General features: G+C 61.3%; 20 protein-coding genes. 17 read left to right on the top strand and 3 right to left on the bottom strand.

Going from position 1 to position 15,575, the window contains the following annotated elements:
• Window positions 1–47 precede the first annotated feature (47 nt).
• The 15 genes from AABQ55_RS05580 to AABQ55_RS05510 all read left to right on the top strand — a co-directional run bounded on the left by AABQ55_RS05580 (window position 48) and on the right by AABQ55_RS05510 (window position 9,551).
• Complete coding sequence (locus AABQ55_RS05580) at window positions 48–305, top strand: hypothetical protein (RefSeq protein WP_338341891.1); 258 nt, start codon at window positions 48–50, stop codon at window positions 303–305.
• Window positions 305–1,657: an SNF2-related protein gene (locus AABQ55_RS05575; protein ID WP_338341890.1), complete on the top strand. Its 1,353-nt coding sequence runs from the start codon at window positions 305–307 to the stop codon at window positions 1,655–1,657. Before AABQ55_RS05580 ends, AABQ55_RS05575 begins: the two co-directional genes overlap by 1 nt.
• The gene (locus tag AABQ55_RS05570) at window positions 1,654–2,316 is read left to right on the top strand and encodes a hypothetical protein (protein ID WP_338341889.1); all 663 of its coding nucleotides are present in this window, start codon (window positions 1,654–1,656) and stop codon (window positions 2,314–2,316) included. Before AABQ55_RS05575 ends, AABQ55_RS05570 begins: the two co-directional genes overlap by 4 nt.
• Window positions 2,316–2,492, top strand: a complete 177-nt coding sequence (locus AABQ55_RS05565) for a hypothetical protein (RefSeq protein ID WP_338341888.1) — start codon at window positions 2,316–2,318, stop codon at window positions 2,490–2,492. The genes AABQ55_RS05570 and AABQ55_RS05565 overlap by 1 nt, the downstream gene beginning before the upstream one ends.
• On the top strand, window positions 2,485–3,774 hold the full coding sequence (locus AABQ55_RS05560; RefSeq protein ID WP_338341887.1) for a DUF2800 domain-containing protein: 1,290 nt from the start codon (window positions 2,485–2,487) through the stop codon (window positions 3,772–3,774). Before AABQ55_RS05565 ends, AABQ55_RS05560 begins: the two co-directional genes overlap by 8 nt.
• Before the next feature lie 21 nt (window positions 3,775–3,795).
• Window positions 3,796–4,422: an ssDNA-binding protein gene (locus tag AABQ55_RS05555; protein ID WP_338341886.1), complete on the top strand. Its 627-nt coding sequence runs from the start codon at window positions 3,796–3,798 to the stop codon at window positions 4,420–4,422.
• 65 nt (window positions 4,423–4,487) lie between these two features.
• Window positions 4,488–4,985, top strand: a complete 498-nt coding sequence (locus AABQ55_RS05550) for an NUMOD4 domain-containing protein (RefSeq protein ID WP_338341885.1) — start codon at window positions 4,488–4,490, stop codon at window positions 4,983–4,985.
• Window positions 4,978–5,268 (top strand): DUF2312 domain-containing protein, encoded by a 291-nt coding sequence (locus AABQ55_RS05545; protein WP_338341884.1) that lies wholly within the window; start codon window positions 4,978–4,980, stop codon window positions 5,266–5,268. The genes AABQ55_RS05550 and AABQ55_RS05545 overlap by 8 nt, the downstream gene beginning before the upstream one ends.
• A 4-nt stretch (window positions 5,269–5,272) precedes the next feature.
• On the top strand, window positions 5,273–5,506 hold the full coding sequence (locus AABQ55_RS05540; RefSeq protein ID WP_338341883.1) for a hypothetical protein: 234 nt from the start codon (window positions 5,273–5,275) through the stop codon (window positions 5,504–5,506).
• Window positions 5,503–5,724 carry a hypothetical protein gene (locus AABQ55_RS05535; protein ID WP_338341882.1) on the top strand — a complete coding sequence of 74 codons (222 nt, stop codon included), beginning with the start codon at window positions 5,503–5,505 and terminating at the stop codon, window positions 5,722–5,724. The genes AABQ55_RS05540 and AABQ55_RS05535 overlap by 4 nt, the downstream gene beginning before the upstream one ends.
• Window positions 5,721–6,044, top strand: a complete 324-nt coding sequence (locus AABQ55_RS05530; protein WP_338341881.1) for a DUF7768 domain-containing protein — start codon at window positions 5,721–5,723, stop codon at window positions 6,042–6,044. The genes AABQ55_RS05535 and AABQ55_RS05530 overlap by 4 nt, the downstream gene beginning before the upstream one ends.
• On the top strand, window positions 6,037–6,519 hold the full coding sequence (locus tag AABQ55_RS05525; RefSeq protein ID WP_338341880.1) for a hypothetical protein: 483 nt from the start codon (window positions 6,037–6,039) through the stop codon (window positions 6,517–6,519). Before AABQ55_RS05530 ends, AABQ55_RS05525 begins: the two co-directional genes overlap by 8 nt.
• 33 nt (window positions 6,520–6,552) lie before the next feature.
• Window positions 6,553–6,813 carry a DNA-methyltransferase gene (locus tag AABQ55_RS05520; RefSeq protein ID WP_338341910.1) on the top strand — a complete coding sequence of 87 codons (261 nt, stop codon included), beginning with the start codon at window positions 6,553–6,555 and terminating at the stop codon, window positions 6,811–6,813.
• A complete protein-coding gene (locus AABQ55_RS05515) occupies window positions 6,810–9,014 on the top strand; it encodes a DNA polymerase (RefSeq protein ID WP_338341879.1) in 2,205 nt (734 codons plus the stop codon). Before AABQ55_RS05520 ends, AABQ55_RS05515 begins: the two co-directional genes overlap by 4 nt.
• 240 nt (window positions 9,015–9,254) lie before the next feature.
• Window positions 9,255–9,551 (top strand): hypothetical protein, encoded by a 297-nt coding sequence (locus AABQ55_RS05510; protein ID WP_338341878.1) that lies wholly within the window; start codon window positions 9,255–9,257, stop codon window positions 9,549–9,551.
• A gap of 157 nt (window positions 9,552–9,708) precedes the next feature.
• Here the strand turns inward: AABQ55_RS05510 and AABQ55_RS05505 are convergent, their stop codons facing one another.
• The 3 genes from AABQ55_RS05505 to AABQ55_RS05495 all read right to left on the bottom strand — a co-directional run bounded on the left by AABQ55_RS05505 (window position 9,709) and on the right by AABQ55_RS05495 (window position 14,920).
• A complete protein-coding gene (locus AABQ55_RS05505) occupies window positions 9,709–11,796 on the bottom strand; it encodes a right-handed parallel beta-helix repeat-containing protein (protein ID WP_338341877.1) in 2,088 nt (695 codons plus the stop codon).
• A gap of 63 nt (window positions 11,797–11,859) precedes the next feature.
• Window positions 11,860–14,454 carry a hypothetical protein gene (locus tag AABQ55_RS05500; RefSeq protein WP_338341876.1) on the bottom strand — a complete coding sequence of 865 codons (2,595 nt, stop codon included), beginning with the start codon at window positions 14,452–14,454 and terminating at the stop codon, window positions 11,860–11,862.
• A 160-nt stretch (window positions 14,455–14,614) separates the two neighbouring features.
• Complete coding sequence (locus AABQ55_RS05495) at window positions 14,615–14,920, bottom strand: hypothetical protein (protein WP_338417065.1); 306 nt, start codon at window positions 14,918–14,920, stop codon at window positions 14,615–14,617.
• A 173-nt stretch (window positions 14,921–15,093) separates the two neighbouring features.
• Between AABQ55_RS05495 and AABQ55_RS05490 the strand changes: the two genes are divergently transcribed.
• Complete coding sequence (locus AABQ55_RS05490) at window positions 15,094–15,366, top strand: hypothetical protein (RefSeq protein WP_338341874.1); 273 nt, start codon at window positions 15,094–15,096, stop codon at window positions 15,364–15,366.
• Window positions 15,341–15,565, top strand: coding sequence for a hypothetical protein (locus AABQ55_RS05485; protein ID WP_338341873.1), 225 nt, complete (start codon window positions 15,341–15,343; stop codon window positions 15,563–15,565). The genes AABQ55_RS05490 and AABQ55_RS05485 overlap by 26 nt, the downstream gene beginning before the upstream one ends.
• Window positions 15,566–15,575: the final 10 nt, after the last annotated feature.

Here is a 15,575-nt window from a genome sequence, read left to right as displayed (position 1 = left end):
CATCACTACCAAACTGACATCGCTTTCATCGCTAACAGGATCGACCCATGCCAGACGACCGGCAAGAACTCTACGACCGCGCCATGGTGCAGATGCACGTCGATGGCATGAAGATCGTAGATGAAATCCCGAAAGGATACGCAAAACTCGACAGCTTCGTCGCTGTGACCGAGAAAGGCGTTAAGGCGAATTGGCGCGGGCGAGAAGTGTGGCTGCCGAAGCGCAGTGTCGCTCAGATACGCAACAGGCGTGAATTCTACGCGCCTTATCCGCTCCTCGCGGCTGTCATGCGAGAGCAGCGTTGATGCGCTATTCTCCGTTCCCTCATCAGATAGAAGGCGCGACGTTCCTCTCTGGAAAAGAGCGTGCTTTGCTCGCGTCAGAGCCAAGAGTTGGAAAAACGGGCAGCGCCATCATGGCGGCCGACTTCAATCTCGAAGGCTCGATCCTCGTCATCACCACCGCATCGGGCCGGCCCGTGTGGCGGCGTGCCTTCGGTGATTGGTCGCCCTTCGGCCGCTCCGTGCAGGTTATCGCCAAGGACAGCGACAAGCTGAAGGCCGACGTGGCGATCGTCGGGTGGGGCAGCATCACGAACCCGAAAATCCGGTCCATGCTGCTATCCCGCAAATGGGACCGGATCATCTCCGACGAAGATCATTTCGCGAAGACATTCGAGGCCGCCAGGACGCGCGCCCTCTACGGCGAGCCGCACGAAGGCGGGTTGATGCTCAACACGAGCACCGCCCTGTCGCACGCCGCGAACGGCCGTGTGTGGTGCCTTTCCGGCACGCCGCAGCCCCATAATCCCGGCGACTGGTATCCGCGCCTGCGGGCGCTGAAGCCGGGCTGCTTGCGGGCGCACGACGGCATGCCCGACGTCACGGCCTACGAAGACTTCATGAAGCGCTACACGATCCGGCGTCCGAAGAAGATCAGCCAGTGGCGCAAGATCATGGTCGTCATGGGCGGGCAGAACCTCGCCGAGCTCCGCCACCGGATCGGCGATTTCATGCTCCGCCGCACGCAGCAGGACGTCGGCATCCGCGCGCCAATCTACGAGACCTTGCCGCTGGCGGTCTCCCCGTCGATGCGCCGGGAAGTCGAGGGCAACCTTGAAGCTGCCGCGGTGCTCGCCGCCGCAGAGGCCGGCGACACCCGTGCGCTCGAAATGCACCTCGGCCCGCTGCGCCGCCTGACGGGCGAGATCAAGGCAAGGGCCGTCGTTCAGGCCGTCAAAGACGAGTTTGACTGCGGGCTCGACAAGATCGTGCTGGCCTACTGGCACCGGGACGTCGGGCAGATCCTGAAAGACGGCCTTTCGACGTATGGCGTTGTCGGCGTTGACGGCTCGACGTCAGCCAGCAAACGCGAAGAACATGTCGCCCGGTTCAGCGCGCCCGACGGGCCGCGCGTCTTCCTGGCGCAGATCGAAGCGGCCGGCGAGGCCATCGATCTCAGCACGTCCGCGAACCTCTGGTTCGTCGAGACGGCCTTTTCACCGAAGTCGATGAAGCAAATGTCGCTTCGGATCACGAACCACATGCAGGCGCGCCAAGCCTTCGTCCGCGTCGCTGTGTTGGAAGGAAGTATCGACGAAGCACTTCAGCAGATCCTCATGAGACTGTGGACTGCCATCCGAGAGGTAATAGCATGACCGTGAAAATCGAAATCTTCGGCGAGAATGCCAGTCAGACGCTTGAGGAGCTTCGCGACCTGTCGCGCGGTCTCGTTTCGAGCGAGACGCCTCCCGCCGAAATCAAACGCGGCGATTTCGTCGAGGCGAACGTGAACCTTTCGACCGGCGACGTTCAGGTCGAAAAGACGACGCCGCAGGCGGTCGAGGCCAAGCGTGAGCGCGGCAAGCCTGCGCCGGGCCGTGCCCGCCGCACCAAGGAGGAGATCGCCGAGGACGAAGCCGCAGACAAGGCCGACGCGGCGGGCTCCAGCGCATTCGGCATCCAGTCCGGCGGCGAGCGCGTCAATCCGGAAGAGGCCGCGCAGGACGCCGCCGACGAAGCGGCCGAGGACGCCGCAAACCGCGACGCCGCGAAGCCGCTCACGCTCGACGACGTGAAGAACGCCGTCGGTCTCTATGTCGAGAAATTCGGCAAGGGCGACTTCGAGAAGGGCCGCCAGATCGCCTCCGAAGACGGTCCCGGTCTCTTCGTCGACGTGCTCGGCCCGCCGCCGGCCGGCGAACCGTTCTGGAAGTTCTCGATCCTGCCGTCCGATCAGGACAAGATCGCCGCCATGGTCAAGGCGTGGACCGACGCCGCGAACTCCGGCACGCGCTACCAGCGCAAGGGGGCGTGATGGCGCACACGACCCGCAAAACCGAAGAGTTCCTGACCGACGAGGAAAACTTCCGCATCGACGTCGAGGGCAATCTGACGACCGAGGATAAAATTCTCGTGTTCAAGGAAGACATGCCGGACTTCCTCGCGTGGGTGTCGCGGGAGTTCCAGAATGCGATGGCTGTAGATGGTTGAGCACTCAGCCCGCGATCACGCCCAATGGTCGGCCAGCGCAACGGAGCGGAACTGGAACTGCCCCGGCGCGCTGGCCCTGACCGACGGCCTGCCCGAGACGACGAACGAGGCCGCCGATTGGGGCACCGCCGCGCACCAGATTGCCGAGAAGTGCCTGCGCCAGGGCGTGCAGGCAGACAGCTTCATCGGCGAGACGGAGAAGGGGAAGAAGCACTCCTTCGAGGTCGACGAGGAGATGGCCGACACTGCGCAGCAGTACGTCAGCTACGTCCGTGAAGTCGTTGTTGCTGCCGCCCCGCCGAAGACGAACCCGGCTGATCTGCTGCATATCGAGCAGAAGTTCAGCCTGGCTTCCCTGAACCCGCCTTTCGAGGCGGGCGGCACAGCCGACGCCGTGATCTACAAGCCCCTGACCGAAGAACTGGAGGTCGTCGACCTCAAGGGCGGGCGCGGGCATGTCGTCGAGGCGATCGGCAACCCGCAGCTTCGCACCTACGCCCTCGGCGCGATGCTGGCGAACAAGGGGCTCAAGGTGAAGACGATCAAGGTCACGATCGTTCAGCCGCGCGCCCCGCACAAGGACGGCCGTATCCGCTCCGAGAGCTTCCATGTGGTCGATCTCATGGAGTGGACGACGGACCTGCTGGCGGCCATGCTCCGTACCGCGGATGCAATGTCCGACTTCGAGAACGTCGACCACCCAGGCTTCGGCCTTTCGCGGGCTCGGTGGAACGCGGAGTACCTGTCAGCTGGTCCACACTGCAAATTCTGCCGTGCCGCCGGGTTCTGCCCGGCACTGGAGCAGAAGGCGCTCGACGCGGCCGGTGTCTGGTTTGACGACCTCGACCAGCCTCGCATCTCCAACGCGCCGGACAGCATGGATCCGGCGGAGTTGGCGAAGCGGCTCGACATGCTGGACATGATCGGGGAGTGGATCAACGCCGTTCGGGCCTATGCGCATGCGCAGGCCGAGATCGGCGTCGAGATCCCCGGCTACCAGCTTGTCGAGAAGATCGGCCACCGCAAATGGAAGGCCGACGTCGATATCCAGAACGTCATCGACGTGCTGGAAAACGCCGGAAAAGACCGCGATCTCGCCTACGCGCCGGCAAAACCCGCTTCGCCCGCGCAGGTCGAAAAGGCACTCGGCGCGAAGCACAAGGCCGACATCGCCGACCTGATCGAGCGGTCCGTCACCGGCACGAACCTCGTCGCCGCAAACAAGACGTCGCGTCCGGCAGCAACGCCGGCCGTGAACAAGCACTTCGACATTCTCGATTAACGCCATCGAAAGGAAAACATCATGGCACGCAGTGAAGACCTGAAGACCCCGGAATGCACGATCGCCTTCGCGCACAACCTGTTCGAACCGCAGGAGCGCGACAACGGCAAGAAGCAGTTCGGCTGCTCCCTGCTGTTCAAGAAGGGCACCGACATCTCCGCCCTCCAGAAGCTCGCGCTGGACGCGGCGGTCGCCGAATGGGGCGACAAGGCCATCCAGTGGATCAAGGACGAGGTCATCAAAAACCCCTTCCTCGACGGCGACGGCAAGCAGGCCGTTTCCAAGAAGACCGGCGAGCGCCACGCCGGGTTTGCCGGCCACACCTTCATCCGCTGCATCTCCGGCGAGGACTACAAGCCGAAGGTGTTCGATCGCAAGCGCAACCCCGTCATGGATAAGTCCGACGTCCCGTCCGGCTCGAAGGGCTTCGCCGTGATCAACGCCTTCACCTGGGAGAACAAGGAAAACGGCAAGGGTATCTCGTTCGGCATCTCCATGGTGCAGATCACGAAGAAGGCTGAAGGCGAGGAGGTGCTCGGCGGTGCCGGCGGTCCGGACCCGGACAAGTTCTTCGAGAAGATCGAAGACGAGGGCGATGCGCCCGCCAGCACGAAGAGCGGCGACGGCGCGGCCGGCCTTTTTGGCTAGGAAACTGTCTGATTTGACGACTGACATGGCCGGACATTCCGGCCATGTCAGAGGGGAGATTTGCTATGGAAGTTTGGAAGACAATACCGGGTTTTGAGCGATACCAAGCCAGTTCACTCGGGCGTGTTCGCAACGGCGAAACCTACCACATTCTGAAGCAGAAGAACTTGAAAGACGGTTATCTCGGCCTTTGTCTTCGCCCGATGCCTGGAATGAAGGTGAGCAAGAAAGTTCACCAGTTGGTAGCATTGGCTTTCTTCGGAAAAGCTCCGTTTCTCGGCGCTATTGTTGCGCACAAAGACGGAAGCCGAACGCTTAATGTACCGGACAATCTCTATTGGACGACGCAAAAGCAAAACCACGCCGACAGAGAGTTTCACGGCAGAACGGCTCGGGGATCAAAGAACGGCGCTACTGAACTGACCGAAACGCATGTCGCGGCTATTAAGCGAATGCTTCGCCGCGGTGCCACGCAAAAGGATATCGCTCGGGTATTTTCAGTGTGCCCGGCAACGATATCGAACATCAACACCGGCAAATATTGGAGACATGTAAATGGCTAATACATCCGACGGCAAAGAGCGCCCGAACGACACGACGCACAAAGTCGCCGCAGACCAGCTGCGCGCCTTCATCGAGCGCATCGAGCGCTTGGAGGAAGAAAAGAAGACCATCGCCGACGACATCAAGGATGTCTACGGCGAGGCCAAGGGAACCGGCTTCGATACGGCCATCCTCCGCAAGGTCATCCAGATCCGCAAGCAGGACCGGGATGCCCGTAAAGAGCAGATGGCGATCCTCGACACCTATCTCGACGCGCTCGGGATGGGCGGGATCTTCGGGTGAAACCATGGAGCGGTTCCACCTGATCGACGAAGCGGCGGCCATTCTGGTCAGCAAGGGCGTCTACCGCCAGGCCAAGGTCTATCAGCGCGGCGGCGCGCTCTATGCGGGCTACGGCTCGGGTTTCATCCGGTTATACCGGAACGGCACCAGCATGCCGAACGTCCGTTGCGAAGACGTGGACACGCCCGGCTGGCATCAGTCGTTCGACGTCCACGGCAAACTGAGCGTGCATCAATGACCCCGCTCGACGACGCGATACTGGAGGCCGCCCGCAGCGGCCTCCAAGGCTTCACGCTCTTTTCGACACAGGACGGCCGATGGCAGGCCAGCACGACGCGAGATCGCCAGTCGTGGTCGGTCCATATCGCCGCCGATCCCGTGTCCGCGATGCGAGCGGCGCTCGGCACGTCGGCCGCGGCTGAAAAGACGACCGACAAAGGAGACATTTTCGCATGAGACTTGTGATTTTAGAAAGTCCCTACGCTGGCGATGTTGAAGCTAACGTCGCCTACGCCCGACGCTGCGTTCGCGACAGTTTAATGCGCGGCGAAGCACCCATTGCTTCTCACCTACTGTACACGCAACCAGGAATTTTGGACGACAGCGTAACTCAAGAGCGCCAACAGGGCATCGATGCTGGTCTTGCCTGGCGGCACGTCGCAGAAGCAAGCGTCGTCTATACCGACAGAGGCGTCAGTCGCGGTATGGAGTATGGCATTGCTGTCGCGGAAGCTGCTGGCCTGCCTGTCGAATACAGGAGCCTCGCAGATGATTGACGTCCGGCTAGGCGACTGTATCAATATTTTACGTACCCTCCCCGCACGGAGCGTCGACCTCATCCTGTGCGATTTACCTTACGGGACGACAGCGTGCGCGTGGGACGCCATCATCCCTTTTGACCAACTGTGGCGAGAATACTGGCGCGTCATAAAGCCCAACGCCCCGGTTGTACTGACGGCAGCGCAACCATTTACCACGGCGTTGATAGCGTCCCAATTGGAGTTCTTCAAATACTGCTGGATCTGGAAGAAATCTCGCCCAAGCGGCTTCGCGCAGGCGCGCAACATGCCTCTAAAAGACTACGAAGACGTGTGCGTCTTCAGTCAAGGAGTGACAGTTCACGCCTCGCAGTCGTCGCGCCGAATGCCATACAATCCGCAAGGTCTCGTGCAGTTCGATCAGCCAAAAGTGTACGAAAAGAAAAGCTACAGCGATAGTTCATTCGCTAAACGCCCTTCACATGGCAGGTAAGAACAGAAGGAAGGTAACTTCCCGCGTCAAGTCCTGGAGTTCGCTTCGGAAAGTGGGACGGTCCACCCTACGCAAAAACCAGTAGGGCTTATGGAGTATATGATCCGCACCTACACGGATGAAGGCGACGTGGTGCTAGATAACACTATGGGATCAGGAACAACAGGCGTCGCGTGCATTAATACAGGCCGTTCTTTCATCGGCATTGAAAGGGACGAGAAGTATTTCGAGATCGCCAAACGCCGCCTTGGCCTGTCTGAAATGACGGCTGACAAAGGAGGGATTTTCGGATGAAGGTATCGGCCGACTTCGAGACCCGCAGCCCCGTCGATCTGAAGAAGCACGGAGCCTATGTCTACTTCGAGCACCCGCAGACCGAAGTGCTCATGTGTGCCTACCGGATCGACGACGGGCCGCTGCAACTGTGGACCTACGACCAGCCCGCGCCGGCCGATCTGTGCCGCGCGATAGAGGCGGGCGCGGCGATCCATGCATGGAACGCCAACTTCGAGGCCCTTGGCTTCGACCTGCTGGCCGACCGTCACGGCTGGCCGCGCCCCAAGATCGAGCAGTACGTAGACACGATGGCCGCAGCTGCGGCCATGTCGCTGCCGCGGGCGCTCGGCGACGCCGCGCAGGCGCTCGGGCTGGAAATCCAGAAGGACAAGGAGGGCACCCGCCTCATTCGCAAGTTCTCCGTCCCGAAGCGCGACGGCACCTTCAACGACCCGAAGGATCACCCGGAGGACTGGCAGAAGTTCTGCGACTACTGCCGGCGCGACGTCGAGGTCGAAGAGGCCATCGCTCGCCGTATCGTGCCGCTCTCCGACGCGGAACAGCGGCTCTGGACGCTGAACCTGAAGATCAACCGGCGCGGTATCCGCATCGACCGTCAGTCCGCACAGTCGGCCCTCGCCATCGCCGAGAAGGCCAAGAAGCTGCTGGACCGCGAAATGCGGGTCGTCACGGGCGGCTATGTGCCGGCGTGCTCGCAGCCCGGCAAGCTCGTCGAGTGGGTTCAGGCGCAGGGCGTTGACCTGTCGTCGGCAGGCAAGGCCGACATCGTCGACCTGCTGGCCTTCGATGACGTGCCGCAACAGGTCCGCAAGGCGCTCGAAATCCGCCAGGAGGCCGCCAAGACGAGCGTTTCCAAGCTGAACGCCATGTTGGCTATGGCGAACGACGATGGCCGTGTGCGCGGGACGTCGAGCTACCACGCCGCCGGCACGGGCCGCTTCCAAAGCCAGGGCGTTAACTTCAACAACATGCCGCGCCCCCGCCGGGAGTTCGAAGAGGCCCATCCGCGCCTGTCCGTCCTATTCGATGCTTTCCGCCGCGAGGATCCGGACTGGCTGAAATTCCTGTATGGCGACCAGCTTGGCCGCCCCCTGCATCTGATATCCGACGCCATCCGTGGCTTCGTGTGGGCAGGGCCGGGCAAGGAATTCATCCAGGCCGACTATTCCGGCATCGAAGGCGCGGTCATCGCCTGGCTCTCCGGCGAGGACTGGAAGCTGAAGGCGATGTTCGACATCATCAACGATCCGTCCATTCCGGACCTCTACCGGCAGACGGCCGCCTCGATCCTGAACCTGCCGCTCGAAGTCGTCACGAAGAAGCATTGGGCGCGCCAGAGCGTCGGCAAGGTCTCGGAACTGGCCTGCGGTTTCCAAGGATCTGTGGCGGCCTTCCTCGCGATGGCGAGGAATTACAACGTCAACCTTGACGCGCTCTACCCGGCCATTTGGGAGAACGCCGACGAGGAAATGCGCGGAAAGGCAGTCAAGCGCTACGAGGCTAGCCTGAAGCGCAAGGAGCAAACGGCATTGATGTTGTCCCGCGAAGCGTGGCTGGCCTGTTGGGTCATCGTTCAGGGCTGGCGCGCTGCCAATCCGAAGATCCGTCAATCTTGGTACGATCTGGAGGACGCCATCCGCTCGGCCATCCAGAACCCCGGCACGGTCGCGCAGGCCGCCCGGACGAAATACCTCGTCGCCAAGGGTTTCCTGTGGGCGCAACTGCCGTCCGGCCGCTGCCTCGCCTATGGCTCGCCGCGCCTGAAGGATCAGGTGTGGGCGAAGCGCAAGATCGACGGGGAATGGGCCGACGCCGAGGTCATGGAGCGCGAAGTTGCCGAGGCGCTGGAGCGCAAGGGCGAATGCCAGATACAGGGCGCCACGAAGCAGAAGGTGACGGCGCTCGGCGTCAATTCGGTGACGAAGAAATGGGAGCGCTTCGCCCTCTATGGCGGCCTTGCGCAGGAGAACAACACGCAGGGCACGGCGCGCGATCTGCTCGTGAACGGTATGTGGAAGGCAGAAGGAGCGGGCTATTCGGTCGTGGCGACCGTCTACGACGAGATCCTGGCCGAGGTCGATCGAGGCTTCGGCGACGTCAGGGAATTCGAGCGACTGATCTGCGAACTGCCGGCATGGGCCGACGGCCTGCCGCTGACGGCCGGCGGCTGGCGCGGGAAGCGCTACCGGAAAGAGTGATAGCTGCGATAAAAAGCGCCGCCTAAGCGGCTAGGTGCCGTCGCGCACGGAGGCGACGGGAGGGAGATGGAGTTTTCGGACGACGCACGGTAAAAGGAGCGGCCGGGCCGGTCGTATCGCTCAAGACTGTCGAACCAGCGAATTGCAGGCGGAAAGGGCGATAGTCGGCTTCTTTTTCGGGTGGATATAGACTCCCAATTAAACAGGCAGCAAGATCACAACCTCAACGGAGGGTTTGTCATGCTGGCATTCAACAAGAAGTTCAAAGACACGACCATCAACTTGGACGGTGGAACGTTCGAAAGCTGTACCTTCGAGAACTGCCTTTTACTTTTTTCCGGGCTCATGCCACCGACACTGAAAAACAATTCCTTCGCCGGCTGCCAATGGGAATTTGCCGGACCGGCAGAGAATACCCTGAGGTTCCTGACCGCACTCCACTCCGGCGGAGGACGAGAGCTTGTTGAAAAAACGCTTGAGAATATCAAGAGCGGAGCGATTGGGCGCCGCCGCGATGATCCGGTTATCCTGAATTAACATTGAAACTCCGATGATCTGATTGAGTTATGAGGTCGTCAAACCGACAGGCGGCCGAGAGACCCGGTTGAGCGATAGGGCGCTCGGCCGGGTCTTTTGGTGCCCTCCTCCAACTAGACGCGAGCGCGGGCGGGAGAGCCTATACAGTTTTAGCCTTTTACCACGTTGCAATGGCTACGCGCTTCCACGCATTTGTGCTGGTAGCTATATATAAATAGCTATCGTTATAAGCTATTTCCCCTCGAATTCCCGCCGCCGTCGCTGACGCCGGAGTAGTCTTGCGTGGGGGTTGGAAGACTTCCGTCAAGCCGCCCACTATAGTATGCGGCGTAGTGACAGCTAGAAATAGGTTAGGTCCATAAAGATTATAGCCTGATCCTGTTCCTTCCTGTATCCCAAAGGCAGCGTTTTTTATGTTGTTTCCGAAGACCTGATTGTATTCAGAGTTGTAGGTCGATCCAGCGTAGATGAACTGCTGTACACGCACTGCCGCCGCGCTCGCGTGCGATGCCGTTGATCGCTGGATCACATTGCCAAAGACCTGACAGTGCTTTGAACCCCGCAGCACGATTGCTCCGGCATTGACTGGTGAACCGGCGATGTCGCCCCACTCCTCGATCCTGTTGCCGTAGATCAAAGTGTAGTCGGATATGCGCGCCTCAATAGGATAGGTGACACGCGTGTAGCGGTTGCCAGAAATTCTGCCGCGCTTGCCAGGAAGCAGGGTGAGATCAGCCTCCCCGCCGATAATCGTTCCATAAAGGCAATCGATAAAATCGTTCCCATCGCATGTCGTGTGCTTGAACTCACGTTTGGCGATGACGCCGACGTTAGCGTACTGGAACCGGCAGCGGGTTACATGCAGGTTTTCCCCGACGCCTGTGAGCGGGTCTCCAGAGACGTAGATCGATGCGTCAACAGCGCCGAAAAAATCGCAGTCGTCAATGTAAATGTTCTTAGCGCCATACGCGATCACGCCGCTATCGCCGGCCGCCCCACCTTCGTCGTTGTTCCGGAAGACCCCGCGTTTTATAATGACGTGTTCCCAGGGGCCGTGAATGCGGAGAAGATCAGGCGCGAAACCGGGAACCAGACCAGGCATCAATCTGCCGTCGATCTCGCCACCACTCCAACTCAGCCTTAGACCCTCATCCATCGCATTGATACGCAACACCATCTCACCAGCGGGGAATTCGGCAGTCGGCGCGATTATGGTGCCGCTAAAATCGACATCGACGATCTCGCCGTCGTAGTGATAGGTCTTTACGGGCGTAACGACCGGTAGAAGGGCGGACTTGGCTCGCAGCTTCGCCTTACCATTTGCCGCAGCAGTGATTGCGGTCGCAAGCAGGTCGCCGTTATCCATAACGGTAACATTGCCGAAGTGTTCAACATACAGTTCTCCAGCGGGAAGCCAACCCGGCATGTCGGGAATGAGGGCCGCCCCGCGCTGCCGCATGTACGGTATGCCATTGGCGGTAGCGATCTGCCCGTCATACAAAATGCCGTTGATACCTGCTTGCGCGCCTAACAATTCGCCTCGCGTGGCAAACGCAAACGGCTTGGTGCCGTCCACCATCCACCATCCACCATTGGCACTGTCATGGTCGCCATCATCAGTCCAACGGTCTGCGGAGCGAAACTTCAGGTCATGCGACGGCTCCTCCGCGGAACGTACGTAGTTTACATCGTCAATGACGGTGCGCCTTACAGCCGCCGGGATCTCTGCCACCTGTGCGTCGGACAGCACCTTAAACGCCATTGTGCCGCCAGGCTCGAAGAGGCGCTTCACAGCAACCTTTTCGTTGTCGGTATCATCCTCCCCCAGCGCCGTCAGCGTCTCATAGGTAACGGCGTCTGCCTTCTCTTCCATCGACGTGATCCGGGTCTTGTCAAGAGAAGGCTTTAACCCGGCCGGCGTCACGTATTTGTCGTTCAGCACGCCGTCGGCGACCTCTTCGGCCGTCGACCGTTCAACCGGCGTGATCGCAGCAAGAGCGTCCTTCACATAGGCGGTTGTTGCGAGACGATCGGACTTGTCGGCCGTGTTCGGCGTCGGCGCCGTGGGCTGTCCCTCCAGCGCGGCGTTCTCCTTGTCGGCTTTCCCGCCGAGAGCTTCCCATGTCAGAAAATCCGCCACGTTCCGGAAGGCGGCGCGCCCCAGGCTGTCGACCCCGAACAGCTTCGTCGCGCCGCTCCGCAGGACGTTCTTGATGTTCTTCTGGTTCTCGATCGGCACGACCATGCTTCAACTCCGTCCGCTTTCGTGGCCGACATCGGCCCGTTTTAACCTACATTCAGGGCACGGCTAGACCGGCTTGACCTCGACGGAGGCACGCCCGTCCGGCTCGACGCCGATGATCACGCCGATCGCGCCGACATACTGGCCGAGCGTGATATCAGCCGGAGCCACGATGTCGGCCGTTACCGAACCATCCCCGGCCCGCGCTGGCACCAGATATTTCCCGATATCCGCCGGCACGGCCTGCACGTTGACCGGCACGAAGCCTGCCTTGGCGATGCGGTCGTAGCGCACGCGCTCCGTCTCCAAGGCCGCCAACAGGGCCGTGCGGCGCGCCTCGTAGGCCGCATTGGCGGTCTCGAACTCGGCCTGCGCGACGAGCGCATCCTGCTCGCCAGTGGCGGCCCGCAACTCCGGCTGCTCGCCGACCGGCTCCACGCCGTACTTCGCGACGATGGCCTCTTCCGTGCCCCATCGGTCAGCACCAACGAGGTTCGGATCGGTCGACTTGATCACGAAGCGGCCGACCACGTCGTCGTAGCGATCCGTCAGCAGGCCGTCGGCATTGAAGCCGAGGATCGCGCCCTTCGGCACGTTACCCCAAAGCTCTTCGATGACCTCATGATACTCGGCGTAGTCGGCGCCGCTGGCGTTGATGGTGCCGCCGGCATTGATCGAGCGCGACAGGCTGCCGCGGCCGACCTTCATGCCAGCGGAGGCCGAATTGACGTTGGCGAGGCCGTAGAACTGCGCCGAACCGTCGGCCTTGATCCGGCTGACGCCCCAATTCGACGTCACTCCGAATGCGATGTCGCCGCTGCCGTATTTGTTCTCCAGCGCCAGGACGCCGGAAGCGGTCATGTAGATGCCGCCCTCGGTGCCGGGCTCGGCGCCGGACTGCCACTGCATGTAATAGCCGGACGAACCGCCGCTGAAGCGCGCTTTGCCCGTGAAGATGAAATTCCCCGCCACTTCCGTGCGGCCGGCCCCGTCGGCCGTATGCCGGAAATAGGTATGCCCTTCCTCGGCGTCGACGGTGATGTATTTGCCGGCCTTGAAGAACGCCTCGGGCGATGAATTCGGCGCAAATTGGCAGCCGGCCAGATGATATTCGCGGTCACGGACACCGCGCCAGAAGCCCGTGCCACTGGCGGTGCATTCGATGTCGAGGTCGTTGCCGTCGCCCTTGAAGCGGCAGCCGGCGAAGATAAGGCCGTAGCCCGTCGTGTCTTCGACCTGCGTGCGCAGTTCCAGCCCGCGGTCGGACGTCCCGAGGATCCAGTGGCAGCCGACGAAATAGTGGTTCCAGTTGTTGATCGCGCCGCCATCGATAATGACGCGCGTGTAGTCGAAATAGCAGTTCGACCACATGAGGTTGTTCGTCGTCGGGCCGATATAGACCTCGCGCGACCAGGGGTGGATGTCGTTGAACTGGATCGCGCCGCAATATTCAATCTGCATGGCGCGCGTGACGCGCGAGCAGATGATCTGATGGTAGCGCGCGTCGTTCGTCTGGATCTTGAAGGCGATCGTGTTCATGGAGACCTGATCTTCCCCCGTCGGGTAGACCTGGCCGCCGAACTTCGGCGCCTCTTCCACATAGCCCTGAATGTTGACGTTCTCGACCAGTAGCGCGCCGTTGACCGTGCGGTATCCGCGCGGATTGTAGCCAGCCAGACCGATGGACGTTTCGAAACCGCAACGATTTTTGCCGATGAAGTCGATGCCGACATCACGGAATGACAGCTGCGTGGTGTTCTGGAGGTAGATGCCGCCGGTCAGGAAGTTGCAGTCGATCGTGACGCGCTCGAAGGCGACCTTGTAGATGCCCGTGTTGCTGTCGTCGGCGTTGAAATTGAACTGGTAGGCGAGAACGAGGACGTTCGACGGGACTTCGCTGCCGATCCCGATGGCGGTCGACCAGTTATAGGCGCCCTGAATGGCCTTCAGGTGCAGGTCTTCGACGTTGCCGTAGTAGAGCATGCCGGCGCCCGTGCCGACATTACCGACGCAGACCGGCTTCGACACGGCATATTTCTTCCCGGCGCCCGTGATCGTCCATGTGCGCCCGGCGGCGTGGTTGTCGGGCATGCTGGAACCGGCCGACAGGAAGTTCAGCATGGCCTGCACGGGGCCGTGATCGTCGGTCGTGTAGTCGCCGGCCGCGCCCCAATGCAGCGGCGTCATCTGCCGATCCGCCGGCCCCCACTTCTGGTCGTCCGCGGTTGTGAGGGCCGGATAGGCGTTGCCGCTGTCGATCTTTTCGTAGAAGAGGACACGCTCGGCATGCAGGACCATCAGCATCTCGGCCGCACCGGGCGACGCGGCGGCCGCTGCATCGCGGGAGGCGAAGTAGAAGGACGCTCCGCCCTCCCCGCCACTGCCGCTTTCGAGCGACAGAAGCCGTGCGTTCACGCCGTTCAGCGTGCTTGTCAGCATCGTGCCGGCGAGCCCGCTCTTGTTCTCGACGGTATCCGTCGTCACGGTGCCGGGGGTCGGGCCGGGCCCACCGCCGCCCGTGCCCGCGTCGATGATCTCGTTAATCGAGCGGGAGATGTTGGCGAGATCGTTGTCGATCTGCGGAGCCGGCAGCGGCTTTGCGGGATTGCTGGCCTGCCATCCACTGTAGGAATAGCCGGGATAGTACTTGGTGGGGGCCATAAATCAGCGCTCCGTCGGAAATCTCGACGGACAATAACCGACAAGCCGGACAAACGCAACGAAGCGACCCGCCCTCAGCGGGCGGGCCTACCTACAATCCGGGATTACCGAACGGATCGGGCAAAGGGCGTCGCCTCCCTTTCATTCTGACAATTGCTCCTCACGAGTGCCCCGCCGGCTGCATGGCGCGCAGCGCCTCGTCTTTCATCGGTCCTGTGAATTCACCGAGCCCGGCGGCTTCAAGATCCATGATTTCAGCCCATGCCTTGGCGGCTACAGGAACATACCCGTAAGCGTCGGGGTCGCCGTTTTCAGACCGCGAAGAGACGCAAGCGCGCGCATCGCACTCATCCTCGAATGTGCAAGCGGCTGTCTGCCCAGCGCAATCGAGAAGGGAGAAGAAGCCGAGACCGAAGCAGCTTCCGAGGTAAATGCCCATTTCCGGGTGCACTATGACGACACGCATCATCTTTTCCTTTTGTCGGTTTAAAATTTTGGTTCGGGATTGCTCGTGGACCGGCCCGCGAACCTGTTCCGGTCAACCTGTCACACTGTCGCCTCCAATGTCTGTTTTGTATGTTGACAACGACATACATCTGACATACATATGTCGACACGTCAAGCGACAAAGGAGCGATGATGAAGAAACGGAAAACGACCTCACCGCCGGCCAAGCCGAAGCGGCGCGTGACCGTCTACAAGCGGGATCGGACGGCTATCTACATGCCGACCGACTTGCAGGACCGCCTGGACGACGTCGCGACATCCTGCGTCGCACCCAGCCGATCACAGCTGATCAACGGCTTGCTGCGCCACTGCCTCGATCACATGACGCTGCGGGCGATCAACAGCGTTCTCCGCCAACAAATGATCGCGAGGTTGTCCGATGACACGCCCTCCGTCTTCGATTGACGAGGCGCGGGCGGCGAACCCGGACTGCGGTTTCGCCCTCTATGCGCTGGAACCGGGCGGCGCGGTGACGCTGGAAATCATGACGCCCGACGGCGGGCTCTTCGCCTTCCATGGCGCGAGCGAGGCCGACGTCCTGGCGATCGCCCTGCCGCCCGACGAACCCAAGCCGGCCGCTCCGACGGCCGATATCTTCGACTGAACCGACGAGA

This window comes from Shinella sp. WSD5-1, assembly GCF_963942435.1.
Lineage (GTDB): Bacteria > Pseudomonadota > Alphaproteobacteria > Rhizobiales > Rhizobiaceae > Shinella > Shinella yambaruensis.
Note: the sequence above shows the minus strand (reverse complement) of the source record. Positions and strands in the feature narration are given on the sequence as shown.

Excerpts from the sequence above, each read along its gene's own strand:
- AABQ55_RS05580 (WP_338341891.1), top strand. The coding sequence starts at position 48 with ATGCCAGACGACCGGCAAGAACTCTACGACCGCGCCATGGTGCAGATG.
- AABQ55_RS05575 (WP_338341890.1), top strand. The coding sequence starts at position 305 with ATGCGCTATTCTCCGTTCCCTCATCAGATAGAAGGCGCGACGTTCCTC.
- AABQ55_RS05570 (WP_338341889.1), top strand. The coding sequence starts at position 1,654 with ATGACCGTGAAAATCGAAATCTTCGGCGAGAATGCCAGTCAGACGCTT.
- AABQ55_RS05565 (WP_338341888.1), top strand. The coding sequence starts at position 2,316 with ATGGCGCACACGACCCGCAAAACCGAAGAGTTCCTGACCGACGAGGAA.
- AABQ55_RS05560 (WP_338341887.1), top strand. The coding sequence starts at position 2,485 with ATGGTTGAGCACTCAGCCCGCGATCACGCCCAATGGTCGGCCAGCGCA.
- AABQ55_RS05555 (WP_338341886.1), top strand. The coding sequence starts at position 3,796 with ATGGCACGCAGTGAAGACCTGAAGACCCCGGAATGCACGATCGCCTTC.
- AABQ55_RS05550 (WP_338341885.1), top strand. The coding sequence starts at position 4,488 with ATGGAAGTTTGGAAGACAATACCGGGTTTTGAGCGATACCAAGCCAGT.
- AABQ55_RS05545 (WP_338341884.1), top strand. The coding sequence starts at position 4,978 with ATGGCTAATACATCCGACGGCAAAGAGCGCCCGAACGACACGACGCAC.
- AABQ55_RS05540 (WP_338341883.1), top strand. The coding sequence starts at position 5,273 with ATGGAGCGGTTCCACCTGATCGACGAAGCGGCGGCCATTCTGGTCAGC.
- AABQ55_RS05535 (WP_338341882.1), top strand. The coding sequence starts at position 5,503 with ATGACCCCGCTCGACGACGCGATACTGGAGGCCGCCCGCAGCGGCCTC.
- AABQ55_RS05530 (WP_338341881.1), top strand. The coding sequence starts at position 5,721 with ATGAGACTTGTGATTTTAGAAAGTCCCTACGCTGGCGATGTTGAAGCT.
- AABQ55_RS05525 (WP_338341880.1), top strand. The coding sequence starts at position 6,037 with ATGATTGACGTCCGGCTAGGCGACTGTATCAATATTTTACGTACCCTC.
- AABQ55_RS05515 (WP_338341879.1), top strand. The coding sequence starts at position 6,810 with ATGAAGGTATCGGCCGACTTCGAGACCCGCAGCCCCGTCGATCTGAAG.
- AABQ55_RS05510 (WP_338341878.1), top strand. The coding sequence starts at position 9,255 with ATGCTGGCATTCAACAAGAAGTTCAAAGACACGACCATCAACTTGGAC.
- AABQ55_RS05505 (WP_338341877.1), bottom strand. The coding sequence starts at position 11,796 with ATGGTCGTGCCGATCGAGAACCAGAAGAACATCAAGAACGTCCTGCGG.
- AABQ55_RS05500 (WP_338341876.1), bottom strand. The coding sequence starts at position 14,454 with ATGGCCCCCACCAAGTACTATCCCGGCTATTCCTACAGTGGATGGCAG.
- AABQ55_RS05495 (WP_338417065.1), bottom strand. The coding sequence starts at position 14,920 with ATGCGTGTCGTCATAGTGCACCCGGAAATGGGCATTTACCTCGGAAGC.
- AABQ55_RS05490 (WP_338341874.1), top strand. The coding sequence starts at position 15,094 with ATGAAGAAACGGAAAACGACCTCACCGCCGGCCAAGCCGAAGCGGCGC.
- AABQ55_RS05485 (WP_338341873.1), top strand. The coding sequence starts at position 15,341 with ATGACACGCCCTCCGTCTTCGATTGACGAGGCGCGGGCGGCGAACCCG.